Origin of the sequence: Streptomyces sp. NPDC053076 (assembly GCF_044546845.1) — a bacterium.
GTDB lineage: Bacteria > Actinomycetota > Actinomycetes > Streptomycetales > Streptomycetaceae > Streptomyces.
Genome location: NZ_JBITZL010000002.1, coordinates 319101 through 335363, shown reverse-complemented (window position 1 = coordinate 335363; position 16263 = coordinate 319101). Strand labels below are relative to the sequence as shown.

The following is a 16263-nucleotide window of genomic DNA, read 5'->3' as shown; positions in this document are numbered from 1 at the left end:
AGGCGTTGCCGGTCGCGGAGTTGAGCAGGGCGACCCCGTTGACGGTGTTGCCGCACACGTTCACCGGCACCTCGACCGGCACCTGCACGTTGTTCCCGGCCAGCACACCGGGCGAATTCTGGGCGCCTCCCACCGCGTGCGAGTCGGCGAGGGCGGAGCTGCAGGAGAGGGAGAGAATGCCCGAGGCGGCGGCCGCCGCGAGCACTCCCCTGCTCAGGGTCTGTCGCAATGTGGTTGTCTTCCTGCTTGAAGAATTGGGAAAGCCGGCCTTGGAACGAAGATCGACGTCCAAGGCCGGCCATGACACAGCCGGGGCAGTTTGACCGATCCGCCGAACAGGTCGATCGGAATGCGCACGGGACATGGATGACGTTCCGATACCTCGGGCACGGCCGCGTACCGCAGCCCTTCCCGGGAAGGCCCGGGCGGAGGAGTCGGCTCAGCGTTCCTTGCCATCCGCGACGGTCGGTCCGTTATCGCTACCGGTGGCAAGTGCCATGGGAGCGGCAGTCACCGGCATACCGAGTGCACAAGCTCTTGAGCACCGCGCGTTCCTTTCTCGTGGCGTCGCCTGCCCACTGCTTCATCAACCCGGCGACGGAGAATTGGTTGCGGGGATTCACCCGCTCGGCGGCAGATCCGGAAAGGCAGGGGATTACGTCGCCGACTCCGACGGCGCCGTGCGAGTCGCCACCCGACCGGCTACGACACCACGTCCTTCCGGGCGAAACCGCGGAACGCCAGGGCGAACAGCACCAGGGCGTACGTCATGGAGACCGCGGTGCCCTGGATCATGCCGGACCACTCCGGGGTCGGCTGGACGGCGTCGGCCCAGGCGAACTGCCAGTGCGCGGGCAGGAAGTCGCGCCAGTGGCCGAGGGCGGTGACGGCGTCCAGCACGTTGCCGACGATGGTCAGGCCGACTGCGCCGCCGACCGCGCCGAGCGGGGCGTCCGTCCGGGTCGACAGCCAGAAAGCGAGCCCGGCGGTGACCATTTGGGACATGAAGATGTACGCCACCACGACCGCGAGGCGCTGTGCGGCGGTGCCGGTGTCCAGCGCGCCGCCCGTCGGAATCTGCAGCGGGCCCCAGCCGTAGGCGGCCGTACCGGCCGCGAGGGCGATCACCGGGAGCAGGATCATCGCGGCCAGGCTCAGCCCGAGGGCCACGACGAGCTTGGACCACAGGAGCCTGGCCCGGGGCACGGGTGCGGCGAGCAGATAGCGCAGCGAGGACCAGCTCGCCTCGGAGGCGACCGTGTCCCCGCAGAACAGGGCGACCGGGATGACCAGGAGGAAGCCCGCGGAGACGAACAGGTTCACGGCGGCGAAGTTGGCACCGGAGGCGGTGGCCGTGTCCATCAGCGTGATCCGGTCGTTCCGGCCGCCCGGGTCGCCGCCGATCGCGAAGGCGATCAGCAGCACGAACGGCAGCAGGGCCAGGACCGCGCCCATGACGAGCGTGCGGCGCCGCTTGAGCTGGCGGACCAGCTCGACCCGCAGCGGCAGGGTGCGCCCCGCCTGATAGCCGGAGGCGACCTCGGTGAGCGTGCTCATGCGGAACCTCCGATCAGGGTGAGGAAGGCGTCTTCCAGGCGGCGGTGCGGGCCGACCGAGGCGACCGGCACCGCCAGCCGCACCAGCTCCACGACCAGCTGCTCGGCCGTGCCGCCCGCTTCGAGCCGGATCAGCAGCCCGTCGTCGGTGCGCACGGCGGAGGCGACGCCGTCCAGCGTGGCCACCTTCTCCACCACCGGCTCCTCCACCGGTGTGGCGGTGCCGACCAGCAGGGTGTCGCCGGAGCCGACGATCTCCCGGACCGGGCCGGCCTGCACCAGCCGGCCGCGGTCCATCACCACCAGGTGGGTGCAGGACTGCTCCACCTCGGCCAGCAGGTGGCTGGAGACGATCACCGTGCGGCCGCCGGCCGCGTAGCGGATCATCACCTCGCGCATCTCGCGGATCTGGGGCGGGTCCAGGCCGTTGGTGGGCTCGTCCAGGATGAGCAGGTCGGGCAGGCCGAGCATGGCCTGGGCGATGGCCAGGCGCTGGCGCATGCCCTGGGAGTACGTGCGCACCGCGCGGGCGAGCGCGTCGCCCAGCCCGGCGATCTCCAGGGCCTCGTCCAGATGGGCGTCCTCGGGCGGGCGGCCGGTGGCCCGCCAGTACAGCTCCAGGTTCTCCCGGCCGGACAGGTGCGGCAGGAAGCCCGCGCCCTCCACGAAGGCGCCGACCCGGGAGAGCATCGACGCGCCCGGCCGGATCGCGTGGCCGAAGACGCGGATCTCGCCCTCGTCCGGCCGGATCAGGCCCATCAGCATGCGCAGGGTGGTGGTCTTGCCCGCGCCGTTCGGGCCGAGCAGACCGAGGACCTGGCCCTTCTCCACCCGGAAGGAGAGGTCCCGGACGGCGTACCGGTCGGTGGACCCGGCGTACCGCTTGCTCAAGTCCTCGATTACCAGCGGGACCTCGGCCAGCTCCGGGTCGGGTGCCGGGGCGGCCGTGCGGCGGCGGGCGGTGAGCAGCAGGGCGAGGGCGGCGACCGCGCCGGCCGCGGGCAGCCACCAGACCCAGGCGGGCAGGGGCGCGGCGGCGGTGGTGACGGCGGCGGCCGTCGGCACGCTCAGGTCTCCCTTCAGGGAGACGGTGTAGGTGGCCGGGGCGGCCGGTGAGGCGTAGCCGAGGTCGGTGGAGGCGAGGACCAGGCGGAGCCGGTGGCCCTTCTGCACCTCGTGGTCGATCGCCGGGAGGGTGAGGGTGACGTCCTTGCCGGCCTTGGCACCGGTCACCCGGAAGGGGGCGACGAGCTGGGCGGGCAGCACCTGCCGCGTGCCGTCGGGGCCGACGTCGTAGACCTTGCCGAACAGGACGGCGTCGTCGCGGGTGGAGGTGATGCGGACGGTGGCCGTCGGGGCGCCGGTGATGCGCAGGTCGTGGGTGAGGGGTGCCGAGTCGAAGTGCGCGTACTGACCGGGGAAGTCCAGGGAGACGCCGACGCCGAGTGCCGAGAGCTGGGCGAGGCCGCCGGAGCCGCCGAGGCCGGGCAGCGCGGAGACGCCGGGCGGGCTGGCGCCGGCCGGGTTGGCGACGTGCTGCCCGCCGCCGGTGAGGGTGATGGCGCGCCGGTGGTCGTGCAGGCCCGGGTAGGTGTCGGCGCTCGCGCCGCGCAGCTGGGCCGTGCCGTCGGTCGAGTCGACGCCACCGGTGCGGGTGATCCGGAAGGCCGGTCCGGTGTCGGCGCCCTTGTCGTCCTTCAGATACCGGTCGAACCAGGCACGCACGCGTGCCTCGACGCGGCCGGTCTCCATGTCGCCGCCGTCGTGTCCGCCAGCGATCCAGTCGACGTCGACGGGGGCGCCGTTCGCACGGATCGCCTTCTCGGCCGCGTCGGCCTGGTCGAGGGTGAACAGGGAGTCCGTCTGGCCCTGCACCAGCAGGGTGGGCACCTTGATGCCGGCGCCGACGGCGGACGGCGAGCGCTCCTCCAGCAGCTTCCGGGCGGCCGGGTCCGGGGCGCCGGACTCGGCGACCCGGTCGTACATCCGGCACAGCGTGGGCGTGAACTCGGCGCAGCCTCCGCCGGTGTTGACGAAGACGCCGGCCCACAGTTTCTTGAAGACGCCGTTCGGGAACAGGGCGTCCGCGAGGTTCCAGTAGGTGATCGCCGGGGCGATGGCGTCGACCCGCCGGTCGTGTCCGGCGGCGAGCAGGGAGACCGCGCCGCCGTAGGAGCCGCCGGCCATGCCCACGCGCGGGTCGCCGGGCTTGTCGAGCCGGACCTCGGGCCGCTTCGCGAGCCAGTCGATGAGCCGGGATACGTCGGCGACCTCACCCTGCGGGTCGTTGAGCCCGATCTTTCCGGTGGACCTGCCGAAGCCGCGCGCGGACCAGGTCAGGACCGCGTACCCGTCCTGGGCGAGGTTCTCGGCCTGCCGCCGCACGTCGTCCTTGCTGCCGCCGAAGCCGTGCGCGAGCAGGACGGCGGGGTGCCGGCCGGCGCCGGCCGGGGTGAAGTACGAGGTGTCCAGGCGCACCCCGTCGACCGCCATGACCCGGTCGCTGCGGTGCACGGCACGCGTGTCGTCGGAGGCGACGGCCGCCGTCCACGTCCCGGCGCCGGCCAGCACCACGACGGCGGCCACGGCGGCGGCCAGCCGCCGCGGCCCGCGCGGCAGCGTCCGCAGCCCACGAGGTCGAAGATCCATGCGTCAACGGTACGGGCCCGCACCGACAACCGCTGCTACCGCCGGACGGAACTCCGTGCCCTCCCTGGGGCGTACGGGAGGCCGCCGCGTACTTCGGGCGCGGTACGAAGAGCCATGGGTTCCGTCGTCATCCGCCGGGCCGCCTCCGTCGCCGAAGTCGCGGCCGCCGAGTACCTGTTCGATCATCCGGTGCGCACGGAGTGGGCGGAGCGTTTCCTCACCTGCGCCGGGCACCATCTGCTGCCGGCGTACGCGGACGGTGTCGTCACCGGTTTCGTCAGCGGAGTGGAGACGGTCCACCCCGGCAAGGGCACCGAGATGTCCCGGTACGAGCGCGGTACGTGACGCCGCCGCCCCCGTCGTCCCAGTGGCATGGGTGGCGGGGGCGGCGGGGTGGGGCCGGGGGTGTCGGGGGAGTTCACCCCCGGCGGCGGATCAGCCCTGGGCCCCGTCGGCGACCGGGGCGTGCACCGGGCCGCCCTGGGCCGGGATGCCCTGGGCCGGGCCGCCCTGGGCCGGGATGCCCTGGGCCGGGACGGTCACCGGCGTCTCCGGGATCTGCCCGTCCGCCGGGATCGTCACCAGCCAGCGGGTGTCGCGCCGAGGACGCAGGTACAGGGCCCAGTACAGGGTGGCGGCGGCGGTGATGCCGCCGGTCCACAGCAGGTAGCCGGTCTCCTGCTGGGTCAGGATGTACGCCAGGACGGCGATGAGCAGGACCGGCACCGCGGGCCACAGCGGCATCCGCCAGGCGGACGTGTGCTTGTGGGAGCCGCGGCGGCCGAGCAGGGCGGCGACCGCGACCAGCAGGTACATGCCGGTCACCGAGACACCGGTGACGCCGTACAGGGTGTCCAGGTTGACGAAGCAGAGCAGCGCGCCGGGGACACCGACCGCGAGGGTGGCCACCCAGGGGGAGCCGAAGCGGCCGAGCCGGGAGAACACGGTGTTGACCGGGTCGGGCCACGCCTTGTCGCGGGCGGAGGCGAACAGGACGCGGGAGTTCTGGATGACCATGACGATGCCCGCGTTGATGATGGCGAGGGCCACGCAGAGGCTGACGAAGGTGCCGACCGCGGAGTTGGACCAGGCGGTGACCATGGCGCTGATGTCGCCGCCGGTCAGCTCCTGGAGGTCACCGGCGCCCATGGTGATCGCGGCGACCGGCACCAGGATGACCACGGTGGAGATGGCGAGGGTGGCGAGGACCGTGCGGGCGACGTTGCGGCGCGGGTTCTCCAGTTCCTCGGAGAGGTAGACGGCCGTCGAGAAGCCCTGGGTGACGAAGAGGGCGATGGCGAGCCCGGAGACGACCAGCATGGCCGTCACGGTGTCCGTGTGGCCGTTCTCGCCGGCCACCTGCAGGGAGACGAGGCTGCCGACACCGCGGTGGCCGTGCGTGAAGCCCAGCAGGGCGACGACACCGGCGGCGATGACCTCCAGGACCAGGAAGATGCCGGTGATCCAGGCGTTGGCGCGCAGGTCGAGCAGGCCGGCGAGGGTGGCGAGCAGCATCACGCCGGCGCCGGTCAGGGACGGGTCCAGGTGGACGATCGGGGCGAGGTAGTCCGCCGTGCCCATCGCGATCACCGGCGGCACGATCATCACGACCAGCAGGGAGAGCACGAAGACCAGCCAGCCCGCGAGCCGCCCGGCCATCGTCGACACCATGGCGTACTCGCCGCCCGCGCTGGGGATGAGGGTGCCCAGCTCCGAGTAGCAGAAGGCCACAGCGATACAGAGGAGGGAGCCGATGGCGATGGTGAGGGCGGTGGCGGTGCCGAGGGAGCCGAACAGATCCGGGACGACCACGAAGAGCGTGGAGGCGGGCGTGACGCACGACAGCGTCAGCAGGGTGCCGCCGACGACACCGATGGACCGCTTCAGCCCCGGTGCGGGGGCCGTCGGGGTGTCGGCCACGGACTTCTGGAGCGTGTCGGTCATACGGCGGTTCCGATCGACTGGTGCGACTGAGGGTGGGGCTCGGGAGCGCTATCGCCTCCGGCGGATCGTCGTACGTTCGCTTCGTCCGCTCCCGGCGCTGCATAGGGAACCCCGACGAAAACCGTCACGTCAATGGCTGGTTACCTTCGGAATCCGCACCACCGGAACATCGCGCGCCGCATCACATTCCCAGGTCGTGACGCCCTATAGGGGCATCCATCAAGCTTCAAGTGAAAGTGACCTTGCTTTCAAAGGTCATCTCACCTCCTGCCCTTTGCCGCCCGTTTCCTCCACGTAAAACGAGAACCGCAGCTCACGGCGCGAAAAAAAGTCGGCTCGTCCGCTATCCGGACGGGCAAACCGGTCGCGCCCATGCCGACCGGGCGCACCGGGCCGGTTCGAGGACGCCTGCGGCAAGGACTCGCCAGGGGCGCGGCCACCGGCGCATCCTCGATCGGCATGGACGAGCAGCAGCGGAAGCAGGGGTGAACGCACCGGCGCCCCGCCCTCTCCCGAACGGGACAGGACGGGGCGCCGTACGGCGTCAGTGGTTGCGCGGGAAGCCCAGGTCCACGCCCGCCGGGGCGTCGGCCGGGTCGGGCCAGCGCGTGGTGACGACCTTGCCGCGGGTGTAGAAGTGCGTGCCGTCGTTGCCGTAGATGTGGTGGCCGCCGAAGAGCGAGTCCTTCCAGCCGCCGAAGGAGTGGTAGCCCACCGGCACCGGGATCGGCACGTTCACGCCGACCATGCCCGCCTCGATCTCCAGCTGGAAGCGGCGGGCGGCGCCGCCGTCCCGGGTGAAGATCGCGGTGCCGTTGCCGAACGGCGAGGCGTTGATGAGGGCCACGCCGTCCTCGTAGGTGTCGACGCGCAGCACGCACAGCACCGGGCCGAAGATCTCGTCCTGGTACGCCTTCGCGCTGGTCGGCACCCTGTCCAGCAGCGAGATGCCGATCCAGTGGCCGTCCTCGAAGCCCTCGACGGTGTAGCCGGTGCCGTCGAGCACGACCTCGGCGCCCTCGGCGGCGGCGCCCTCGACGTAGGAGGCGACCTTGTCCCGGTGGACCTTCGTGATGAGCGGGCCCATCTCGCTGGTCGGGTCGTTGCCCGGACCGATCTTGATCTTCTCGGCGCGCTCGCGGATCTTCTCCACCAGCGTGTCGCCGATGGCGCCCACGGCCACGACGGCCGAGATGGCCATGCAGCGCTCACCCGCGGAGCCGTAGGCCGCCGAGACCGCCGCGTCGGCCGCCGCGTCCAGGTCGGCGTCCGGCAGGACCAGCATGTGGTTCTTGGCGCCGCCGAGGGCCTGCACGCGCTTGCCGTTGGCGGAGGCGGTGGTGTGGATGTAGCGGGCGATCGGGGTCGAGCCGACGAAGGAGACGGCCTTGACGTCCGGGTGCTCCAGCAGGCGGTCGACGGCCACCTTGTCGCCGTGCACGACGTTGAAGACACCGTCCGGCAGGCCGGCCTCCGAGAGCAGCTCGGCGATCTTGAGGGAGGCCGAGGGGTCCTTCTCGGACGGCTTCAGGATGAAGGTGTTGCCGGTCGCGATGGCGATCGGGAACATCCACATCGGGACCATCGCCGGGAAGTTGAACGGCGTGATGCCCGCGACGACACCGAGCGGCTGGCGGATGGAGGAGACGTCGACCCGGTTCGCGACCTGGGTGGACAGCTCGCCCTTCAGCTGCACGTTGATACCGCAGGCCAGGTCGACGATCTCCAGGCCGCGCGCGACCTCGCCGAGCGCGTCCGAGTGCACCTTGCCGTGCTCGGCGGTGATCAGCTCGGCGATCTCGTCGCGGTGCGCGTCGAGCAGCGCGCGGAACCGGAACAGGATGGTCGTGCGCTGGGCGAGCGAGGACTGGCCCCAGGTGGCGAAGGCGTCCTTGGCCGCCGCGACGGCCGCGTCCACCTCCTCGACCGACGCGAACGCGACCTTCGTGGTCACCGCGCCGGTCGCCGGGTCGGTGACCGGCCCGTACGTACCCGACGCACCTTCGACGGTCTTGCCGCCGATCCAGTGGTTGACGATCTTCGTCATGCCCAGAGACTCCTTCTTACAGATGGCGGCGTCGGGTCGAGACGTGCCGTTCGTACAGCTCACGTGCCTTGACCGCAGACGGTCGGGTCGCGGTCTCGGCCACAGGAACATCCCACCAGGCCTGCGCCGGAGGCGCGCCCGACACAGTGTCGGACGTTTCGGTCTCCACGTAGACACATGTGGGAGTGTCGGCGGCCCGCGCCTCGACGAGCGCCGCCCGCAGTTCCCGTACGGTCTTCGCGCGCAGCACCCGCATGCCGAGGCTGGCGGCGTTGGCGGCGAGGTCCACGGGGAGCGGGGCGCCCGTGAGGGACCCCCCGTCCGCCGGGAACCGGTAGGCCGTGCCGAACCGCTCACCGCCCACCGACTCCGACAGACCGCCGATGGACGCGTACCCGTGGTTCTGCACGAGCAGGATCTTGATCGCGATGCCCTCCTGCACGGCGGTCACGATCTCCGTCGGCATCATCAGATAGGTGCCGTCGCCGACCAGCGCCCACACGTTCCGCTCGGGCGCGGCGAGCCGCACGCCGATCGCGGCCGGGATCTCGTAGCCCATGCAGGAGTAGCCGTACTCCAGGTGGTACTGGTCGTACGACCGCGCCCGCCACAGCTTGTGCAGGTCGCCCGGGAGCGAGCCGGCCGCGTTGATGATGATGTCCGACTCGTCCACCAGGGCGTCCAGGGCGCCGACGACCTGCGGCTGGGTCGGCCGTACGTCGGGTTCGTCCGCCTCGAAGCAGGCGTCGACGCGCTGTTCCCAGCGTTCCTTGTCCTCGGTGTACTCGGTGACGTAGGAGTCGGCGACCCGGTGCCCGTGCATCACCAGGGCCTCGGTCAGCTCGCCCAGGCCGCTGCGGGCGTCCGCGACCAGCGGGAGTCCGGCCAGCTTGTGGCCGTCGAAGGGCGCGATGTTGAGGTTCAGGAAGCGGACGGCCGGGTTCTCGAAGAGGGTGCCGGAGGCGGTGGTGAAGTCGGTGTAGCGGGTGCCCACGCCGATCACCAGGTCCGCGGTGCGCGCCAGCTCGTCGGCGGTCGCGGTGCCGGTGTGGCCGATCCCGCCGACGTCCTGCGGGTGGTCGTGGCGGAGCGAGCCCTTGCCGGCCTGGGTGGAGGCGACCGGGATGCGGGTCTCCGACACGAACTCCGCCAGGGCTTCCTCCGCCCGGCTGTGGTGGACTCCGCCGCCGGCGACGACCAGCGGCCGGCGCGCCGCCCGGATCGCCCGGACCGCCTCCGCCAGCTCGGTGGGGTCCGCGCCCGGCCGCCGTACGGTCCACACGCGCTCGGCGAAGAACTCCTCCGGCCAGTCGTACGCCTCGGCCTGGACGTCCTGCGGCAGGGCGAGCGTCACCGCACCGGTCTCGACGGGGTCGGTGAGGACCCGCATGGCCTGGAGGGCCGAGGGGATCAGGGCCTCCGGCCGGGTGATGCGGTCGAAGTACCTCGACACCGGACGCAGGGTGTCGTTGACCGAGACGTCGCCCGCGTACGGCACCTCCAGCTGTTGCAGGACCGGATCGGCGGGGCGGGTGGCGAAGACGTCGCCGGGGAGGAGCAGGACCGGGAGGTGGTTGATGGTGGCCAGGGCGGCGCCGGTGACGAGGTTGGTGGCGCCGGGGCCGATCGAGGTCGTCACCGCGTGCGTGGACAGGCGGTTGGACTGGCGGGCGTAGCCGACCGCCGCGTGCACCATGGCCTGTTCGTTGCGGCCCTGGTGGTACGGCATGACGTCCGCGTACTCGATGAGTGCCTGGCCGAGCCCGGCGACGTTGCCGTGGCCGAAGATGCCCCAGGTGGCGCCGATCAGCCGCGCTCGCCCGCCGTCCCGCTCGGTGTACTGGGCGGCGAGGAAGCGGACAAGCGCCTGGGCGACGGTCAGCCGGATCGTCATCGGTAGCCCCCTGTGCCTTCTACGTGATCGGGGTGGAAGCAGATCCGCCACTCCCGGGTCTCGCCCGGGCCCGCCATGACGTTCAGGTAGTACATGTCATGGCCGGGCTGGGCGATGGACGGGCCGTGCCAGCCGTCGGGAACGAGGACGGCGTCGCCGGAGCGGACCTCGGCGAGCACGTCGCAGCCGCCCTCGCGCGAGGGGAACACGCGCTGGTAGCCGAGCCCGTTCGGGCCGTCGATCTCGAAGTAGTAGATCTCCTCCAGCTCGGACTCCTCGCCCGGCCGGTGCTCGTCGTGCTTGTGCGGCGGGTAGGAGGACCAGTGGCCGCCCGGGGTGATCACCTCGACGGCGATCAGCTTGTCGCAGTCGAAGGAGTCGGCGGAGGCGAAGTTGCGCACCCGGCGGGCGCAGGTGCCACTGCCGCGCTCCTCGACGGGAACCTCCGGCGCGGGGCCGTAGCGGGCGGGGAGTCGTCGCTCGCACTTCGCTCCTGCCAGGGCGAAGCGGCCTCCCGCGCCGGAGGCGATCTGGACCCGGGTGTCCCGGGGGGCGTACACAAAGTCGGAGACGTCCGCGAACACATTGTCCCGGCCCAGGAGTTGGAACTCGATCTGCTCAGGTGACCCGGCCTCGATTTGTACGGTACATCCGCCTTCCAGCGGAAGCACGATCCACTCACTGTCCCCGGTGGTGAACGTATGGCTGCCGCCGGGCGCCAACTCGACGACACGCAGGCTGCTGTGTGTCCAGCCGGCCAACTTGGGGTCGATGTCGACGGCGTACTGGGCGTTCGCGGTGGCGCCCCTGGGCAGGTGCAGGTCGGTGCTGGTCATGCGGCCCTCACAGCAGTCCTACGGCGGTGTCCACGGCGGCGGCCACGTCGCCGTCCGCCGGGTACAGCAGCGAGCGGCCGACCACCAGGCCGCGCACGGTGGGAAGTCGGAGCGCGCCACGCCACTTCTCGTAGGCGGCGTCCTGGTCCTCGGGCGAGTCACCGATGTCCCCGCCGAGCAGTACGGCGGGCAGTGTGGAGGTCTCCATGACCCGGGCCATGTCGTCGGGGTTGTCGGTGACCGGCACCTTGAGCCAGGTGTAGGCCGAGGAGCCGCCGAGGCCGGAGGCGATGGCGATGGATCTGGTGACCGCCTCGGCGGACAGGTCGTTCGTCAGCTTCCCCTCGGGGCCGCGGCGGCTGATGAACGGCTCGACGAACACCGGCAGTCGACGCGCGGCCATGGCGTCGACGGCACGGGCGGTGGACTCCAGGGTGGTGAGGGAGCCCGGGTCGGTGTAGTCGACTCGCAGCAGCAGCTTGCCCGCGTCGAAGCCGAGCCGCTCGATGTCCTCGGGGCGGTGGCCGGTGAACCGGTCGTCGAGTTCGAAGCTCGCACCCTGCAGACCGCCGCGGTTCATCGAGCCCATGACGACCTTGTGGTCCAGGGCGCCGAGGAGGAGCAGGTCGTCCAGGATGTCGGCGGTGGCGAGGACGCCGTCGACGCCGGGCCGGGACAGCGCGAGGCAGAGGCGTTCCAGCAGGTCGGCGCGGTTGGCCATGGCGAGCCCCCGGTCGCCGACGCCGAGGGCGCCGCGGGCCGGGTGGTCGGCGGCGACGATCATCAGCCGGCCGTTCTCGTTCAGCAGGGGCCTGCGGGCCCGGCGGGCGGCGGCCTCGGCGATCGCCTCGGGGTGGCGGGTGCGGACGCGGACGAGTTCGGCGACGTCGACACGGGGACGACGGCCGGCGTCCCCGCCCTCGGCGTGCGCGCCCGCGACCCGGCCGGCCCTCACAGGACCGCTCCGGCGTCGAGCGCGGCGGCCACCTCGTCCGGGGTCGGCATCGCGGAGGAGCATGCGAGACGGGAAGCGACGATGGCGCCGGCCGCGTTGGCGTGCCGCATGATCGTCTCCAGATCCCAGCCGGCCAGCAGGCCGTGGCAGAGCGAACCGCCGAAGGCGTCTCCGGCGCCGAGGCCGTTGAGGACCGTGACGGGCAGCGGCGGGACCTCCGCGGACTCGCCGGCGCGGTCGACGGCGAGGACCCCCTTGGGCCCCTGCTTGACGACGGCCAGCTCGACCCCGGCGTCCAGCAGCGCGCGGGCGGCGGCGTGCGGCTCACGCACCCCGGTGGCGACCTCCACCTCGTCCAGGTTGCCGACGGCGACGGTGGCGTGGCGCAGGGCCTCGGCGTAGAAGGGGCGGGCCTCGTCGGGGTGGCTCCAGAACATGGGGCGCCAGTCCAGGTCGAGGACCGTGGTCCCCGCCTTGGCCCGGTGGGCGAGGGCCGCGAGGGTGGCCGTACGGCTCGGCTCCTCGCTCAGGCCGGTGCCGGTGACCCAGAAGATCCGCGTGCGGCGGACGGCGTCGAGGTCCAGCTCGTGGGCGTCGATCTCCAGGTCGGGCGCCTTGGGCTGCCGGTAGAAGTAGAGCGGGAAGTCGTCCGGCGGGAAGACCTCGCAGAAGGTGACCGGGGTCGGCAGCCCGGGCACGGCGGTGACCCAGCGGTCGTCGACGCCGAAGCCGCGCAGCGCCTCGTGCAGATAGGCGCCGAACGGGTCGTCGCCGGTGCGTGTGATCACGGCGGTGCGCCGGCCGAGCCGGGCCGCGGCGACCGCGACGTTCGTCGCCGATCCGCCGAGGAACTTGCCGAAGGACGACACCTGGGCGAGCGGGACTCCGGTCTGCAGCGGGTAGAGGTCCACTCCGATCCGCCCCATGGTGATCAGGTCGTAGGCCATCGGCTTCCCTTCGTCATGGCTCTCCCCGGCTTTCTAGCCCGTCCACCGAACCCTGTCAATGTTTTGTCCAGACATTCGGACCAGGTGATGGCCGGAGTGTCACAAACACCTCCTTCCTGTCACACATGTCGCGTGTACGCGGGCTCTCGGCCACACCCGGTCAACAGGGGCCTTCGTCTGTCGCTCCGCCTCGTTCACGAGGCACAGGCTTGGTGATCGCCAGCGCAGCGCCCGGTCCCCCCGGCGGCCGTTTCAGGCCGCCGCCGCGGCGCGCGCAGGGAGGTGCAACTCATGACCGACCGAAGGCTCTGGTCCTACAAGGAGATCGCGGCGCACATCCGGGTGCAGCCGGACACCGTACGGTCCTATCGCAAGCACGGGCTGCTGCCCCCGCCCGACCATGTCGAGGGCGGCAAGCCCTACTGGTACGCCGACACCGTCCGCGCCTGGGTCGCCTCCCGCCCCGGCAACCGGGCCCGCAGGGACGGCTGACCCCCGGCGGCGGGGACCGGGATGCCGCCGGGCCGTCAGCTCCAGGGCTCGATGACGGTGACCCCCGCTCCCGGTGCCGTGCCCATCGCCGCGAGTGCCGCCGGGGCCGCGTCGAGCGTGATCGTCCGGGTCACCAGGAGGCCGGGGCGCAGCACGCCGGTGCGGACCAGGTGGAGCATGCCGGGGTAGGCGTGGGCGGCCATGCCGTGGCTGCCGAGGAGCTCGAGCTCCAGGGCGATCGCACGGGCCAGCGGGACCGGGGTGGTGCCGTCGGCCGAGGGCAGCAGACCGACCTGGACGTGCCGGCCGCGGCGGCGCAGTCCGTTCACGGAGGCGGCGCAGGTGGCGGGCGAGCCCAGGGCGTCGAGCGAGAGATGGGCTCCGCCGCCGGTCAGCTCGCGGACGGCGGCGGCCGGGTCGGGCACAGCGGTCGCGTCCAGGCACTGCGCGGCGCCGGACTTCCGCGCCAGCTCCAGGGCCCGGCGGGACACGTCGACCGCGACCACCCGGGCGCCCGAGGCCGCCGCGATCATCACCGCCGACAGGCCGACCCCGCCGCAGCCGTGCACCGCGACCCACTCCCCGGCCGCCACCCGGCCCTGCTGCACCACGGCCCGGAAGGCGGTGGCGAAGCGGCAGCCGAGGGCGGCGGCGGTGGTGTACGCCATGTCGTCCGGGAGCGCGACGAGATTGACGTCGGCGTGGTCGAGCGCGACGTACTCGGCGAAGGAGCCCCAGTGATGGAACCCGGGCTGGGTCTGCCGTTCGCACACCTGCTGGTCGCCCGCCGCGCAGGAGGGGCAGGCGCCGCAGGCGCAGACGAACGGCACGGTGACCCGGTCACCGGGCCGCCACCGGGTCACCAGCTCGCCCACCGCCTCGACGGCACCGGCGAGTTCATGCCCCGGCACATGCGGCAGCGTGATGTCCGGATCGTGCCCCATCCAGCCGTGCCAGTCGCTGCGGCACAGGCCGCTCGCCTCTACCCGGACGACCACTCCGTGGGGGGCCGGGTGGGGGTCGGGCACCTCGCGCACCTCGGCGGGTTCGCCGTACCGCTCGAAGACCATGGCTCGCATGCGCGCTCCTTCCGGAAGCCTCCGCGCAGGCTAGACGCTCCGGGGCCCACCGGACTGTGCGGCCAGTGCCGGTTCGCCGTGGCCGGCCGTGCCGCTCCCCGCGGCCCTGGGCGCGTCCCGCTCACCTCACTCAGGCCGAACCGCCGGTGGAAGCGCCGCAGGGGCGCCGGGGCCCACCAGGTGGCGCGGCCGGTCAGACGCATGATGGACGGGACCAGCAGACTGCGGACCACCATCGCGTCCATGAGCACCGCGAGCGCGATGCCGAGGCCCAGCATCTTGGTGTTGGTGACCCGGGAGGTGCCAATGGTGTTCCTCGCGGTAGCGGCGGACGATGAACAGGGCGTAGTCGATGGCGAGGCCCAGGCCGAGGGCCGTGGTGAGGTTCAGTGCGAAGACCGAGACGTCGGTGAAGGCCGTGAGGCCCCGCAGCACCGCGTTCGTCCCGAGGATGGCGACGATGCCGATGCCCAGCGGGAGCAGGGCCGCGACCGCGCTGCCGAAGACCATGACCAGCAGCACCAGGGTGACCGGCAGGGCGATCAGCTCGGCGCGGGTGAGGTCCTCCTTGGATCGCGGCGGTGTGTCGACTTCGGTCATCGTGCCGTGTCCCCTTCACCCTGACCAGCACGGCCGCGCGCGAGCACGGCAGCATGGATCAGCCATTGCCATAGACTGGCAAACACGAGAGATCGCTCGCGTTTCATCAGAATGCGAGCGACCACTCGCGTTTGTCAATCGCGTCCTGAGAGCTGGGGATAACGCGTGCCCGACAACACCGAGAAGGAGCAGCAGCCGCGCCGCCGCCAGGCGCGCGGCGAACGGCGCATCGCACAGCTGCTCCAAGCCGCCGCCCAGGTCTTCTGCACCACCGGCTACACCGCCGCCAGCACCAACGCCATCGCCCGCGAGGCGGGCGTCTCCCCCGGCACGCTCTACCAGTTCTTCCCGAACAAAGAGGCGATCGCCGTCGAGCTGGGCGACCGCCTGGCGCACGAGATGCGGGAGGCGTACGGCGAAGCGCTGGCCCCGGTCGACCCCGCCACCCCGCTGGAGGAGGCGATCGGTTCGGCCGTCGACCGGTTCATGGCCTTCAACACCGAACACCCGGTCTTCTACGCGCTCATGCACGGGCCCGACATCCCGGGCCGGATGGCCGAGGCCCATGACCAGCTGCACACGGCCGTGACCGGCCGGATCGAGGCGCTGCTCACCTCCCTCATGCCCGCGGCCGCGCCGGTCGACGTGACCCGGACCGCCCACGTCTGCCTCGGCGTCTACAAGGCCGGCCTGGAACTCGTGCTCGCCCACGAGGGCGCCGAGCGCGCGGCCTACGTCCAGGAGACCAAGGACGTGCTGATCCGCTACCTGGAGCCCCTGGTGGGCGACCGGCCCGGCCGCGCGTGACGCGGCGCGGCACGCCCGTCGGCGCCACAGGGCCCCGCCGCTGGAGAAATACCCCCTAGGGGTATAGAGTGAGGAGCTGTGGGGTTCCCCCGTGGACCCCTCGGCCCCACACGCCTCGACGAGGAGTAACGACATGAGCGCCCAGACCGACACCCCGGGCTCCGTCACCACCGTCTACAAGGTCACCGGCATGAGCTGCGGCCACTGCGAGGGTTCCGTCTCCGCTGAGCTCTCCCAGCTCCCGGGTGTCAGCTCGGTGAAGGCGGTGGCGTCGACCGGTGAGGTGACCGTCGTCTCCGAGACCCCCCTGGACGACGAGGCCGTGCGCGCCGCCGTCGACGAGGCCGGCTTCGAGCTGGCCGGCAGGGCCTGAGAAAGACTCTTCCCTTTCCCGACCGGGCCGTGCCGACCAGCTGATACTGGATCCGTACGGTCCGGTCCGATGTCTGGAGTCCGG

Annotated in this window: 15 protein-coding genes and 1 pseudogene; 4 read left to right on the top strand and 12 right to left on the bottom strand. The window is 72.0% G+C overall.

What is annotated here, in order from left to right; all coding sequences use genetic code 11:
• The 3 genes from ACIGYR_RS08780 to ACIGYR_RS08770 form a co-directional block, all read right to left on the bottom strand.
• A partial coding sequence (locus ACIGYR_RS08780; protein WP_400014175.1) for a chaplin occupies positions 1–229 on the bottom strand: 229 nt, incomplete at its 3' end.
• Positions 230–702: 473 nt separating this feature from the next.
• A complete protein-coding gene (locus ACIGYR_RS08775; RefSeq protein ID WP_399596191.1) occupies positions 703–1557 on the bottom strand; it encodes an ABC transporter permease in 855 nt (284 codons plus the stop codon).
• Positions 1554–4205, bottom strand: a complete 2652-nt coding sequence (locus tag ACIGYR_RS08770; protein WP_399596192.1) for a CocE/NonD family hydrolase — start codon at positions 4203–4205, stop codon at positions 1554–1556. Before ACIGYR_RS08770 ends, ACIGYR_RS08775 begins: the two co-directional genes overlap by 4 nt.
• Before the next feature lie 114 nt (positions 4206–4319).
• On the opposite strand from ACIGYR_RS08770, the gene ACIGYR_RS08765 reads away from it, so the two are divergent.
• Positions 4320–4550 carry a hypothetical protein gene (locus ACIGYR_RS08765; protein ID WP_399596193.1) on the top strand — a complete coding sequence of 77 codons (231 nt, stop codon included), beginning with the start codon at positions 4320–4322 and terminating at the stop codon, positions 4548–4550.
• Between the two features lie 90 nt (positions 4551–4640).
• Here the strand turns inward: ACIGYR_RS08765 and ACIGYR_RS08760 are convergent, their stop codons facing one another.
• The 6 genes from ACIGYR_RS08760 to iolC all read right to left on the bottom strand — a co-directional run bounded on the left by ACIGYR_RS08760 (position 4641) and on the right by iolC (position 12828).
• A complete protein-coding gene (locus ACIGYR_RS08760) occupies positions 4641–6149 on the bottom strand; it encodes an APC family permease (protein WP_399596195.1) in 1509 nt (502 codons plus the stop codon).
• A 544-nt stretch (positions 6150–6693) separates the two neighbouring features.
• Positions 6694–8196 carry a CoA-acylating methylmalonate-semialdehyde dehydrogenase gene (gene mmsA, locus ACIGYR_RS08755; protein ID WP_399596197.1) on the bottom strand — a complete coding sequence of 501 codons (1503 nt, stop codon included), beginning with the start codon at positions 8194–8196 and terminating at the stop codon, positions 6694–6696.
• A 16-nt stretch (positions 8197–8212) separates the two neighbouring features.
• Positions 8213–10090 carry a 3D-(3,5/4)-trihydroxycyclohexane-1,2-dione acylhydrolase (decyclizing) gene (gene iolD, locus ACIGYR_RS08750; RefSeq protein WP_399596198.1) on the bottom strand — a complete coding sequence of 626 codons (1878 nt, stop codon included), beginning with the start codon at positions 10088–10090 and terminating at the stop codon, positions 8213–8215.
• A complete protein-coding gene (iolB, locus tag ACIGYR_RS08745) occupies positions 10087–10926 on the bottom strand; it encodes a 5-deoxy-glucuronate isomerase (RefSeq protein WP_399596199.1) in 840 nt (279 codons plus the stop codon). The genes iolD and iolB overlap by 4 nt, the downstream gene beginning before the upstream one ends.
• A 7-nt stretch (positions 10927–10933) precedes the next feature.
• Positions 10934–11881: a deoxyribose-phosphate aldolase gene (locus ACIGYR_RS08740; RefSeq protein WP_391845336.1), complete on the bottom strand. Its 948-nt coding sequence runs from the start codon at positions 11879–11881 to the stop codon at positions 10934–10936.
• Entirely contained in the window at positions 11878–12828 is a 951-nt protein-coding gene (iolC, locus tag ACIGYR_RS08735; protein ID WP_391845334.1) for a 5-dehydro-2-deoxygluconokinase, read from the bottom strand. The genes ACIGYR_RS08740 and iolC overlap by 4 nt, the downstream gene beginning before the upstream one ends.
• A 291-nt stretch (positions 12829–13119) precedes the next feature.
• Between iolC and ACIGYR_RS08730 the strand changes: the two genes are divergently transcribed.
• Positions 13120–13320 (top strand): MerR family transcriptional regulator, encoded by a 201-nt coding sequence (locus tag ACIGYR_RS08730; RefSeq protein WP_345047623.1) that lies wholly within the window; start codon positions 13120–13122, stop codon positions 13318–13320.
• 35 nt (positions 13321–13355) lie between these two features.
• Here ACIGYR_RS08730 and ACIGYR_RS08725 read toward each other — a convergent pair whose 3' ends face one another.
• The 3 genes and pseudogenes from ACIGYR_RS08725 to ACIGYR_RS08715 all read right to left on the bottom strand — a co-directional run.
• On the bottom strand, positions 13356–14399 hold the full coding sequence (locus ACIGYR_RS08725; RefSeq protein WP_399596200.1) for a zinc-dependent alcohol dehydrogenase family protein: 1044 nt from the start codon (positions 14397–14399) through the stop codon (positions 13356–13358).
• Positions 14303–14644 carry a hypothetical protein gene (locus ACIGYR_RS08720; RefSeq protein WP_400014173.1) on the bottom strand — a complete coding sequence of 114 codons (342 nt, stop codon included), beginning with the start codon at positions 14642–14644 and terminating at the stop codon, positions 14303–14305. The genes ACIGYR_RS08725 and ACIGYR_RS08720 overlap by 97 nt, the downstream gene beginning before the upstream one ends.
• 67 nt (positions 14645–14711) lie before the next feature.
• Positions 14712–14999: pseudogene (locus tag ACIGYR_RS08715) on the bottom strand (MMPL family transporter); the annotation flags it as partial.
• A gap of 165 nt (positions 15000–15164) precedes the next feature.
• On the opposite strand from ACIGYR_RS08715, the gene ACIGYR_RS08710 reads away from it, so the two are divergent.
• Together ACIGYR_RS08710 and ACIGYR_RS08705 are read left to right on the top strand one after the other, a co-directional pair.
• On the top strand, positions 15165–15806 hold the full coding sequence (locus ACIGYR_RS08710) for a TetR/AcrR family transcriptional regulator (protein WP_399596204.1): 642 nt from the start codon (positions 15165–15167) through the stop codon (positions 15804–15806).
• A 133-nt stretch (positions 15807–15939) separates the two neighbouring features.
• The gene (locus tag ACIGYR_RS08705; protein ID WP_399596205.1) at positions 15940–16179 is read left to right on the top strand and encodes a heavy-metal-associated domain-containing protein; all 240 of its coding nucleotides are present in this window, start codon (positions 15940–15942) and stop codon (positions 16177–16179) included.
• The last annotated feature ends 84 nt before the right edge of the window (positions 16180–16263 follow it).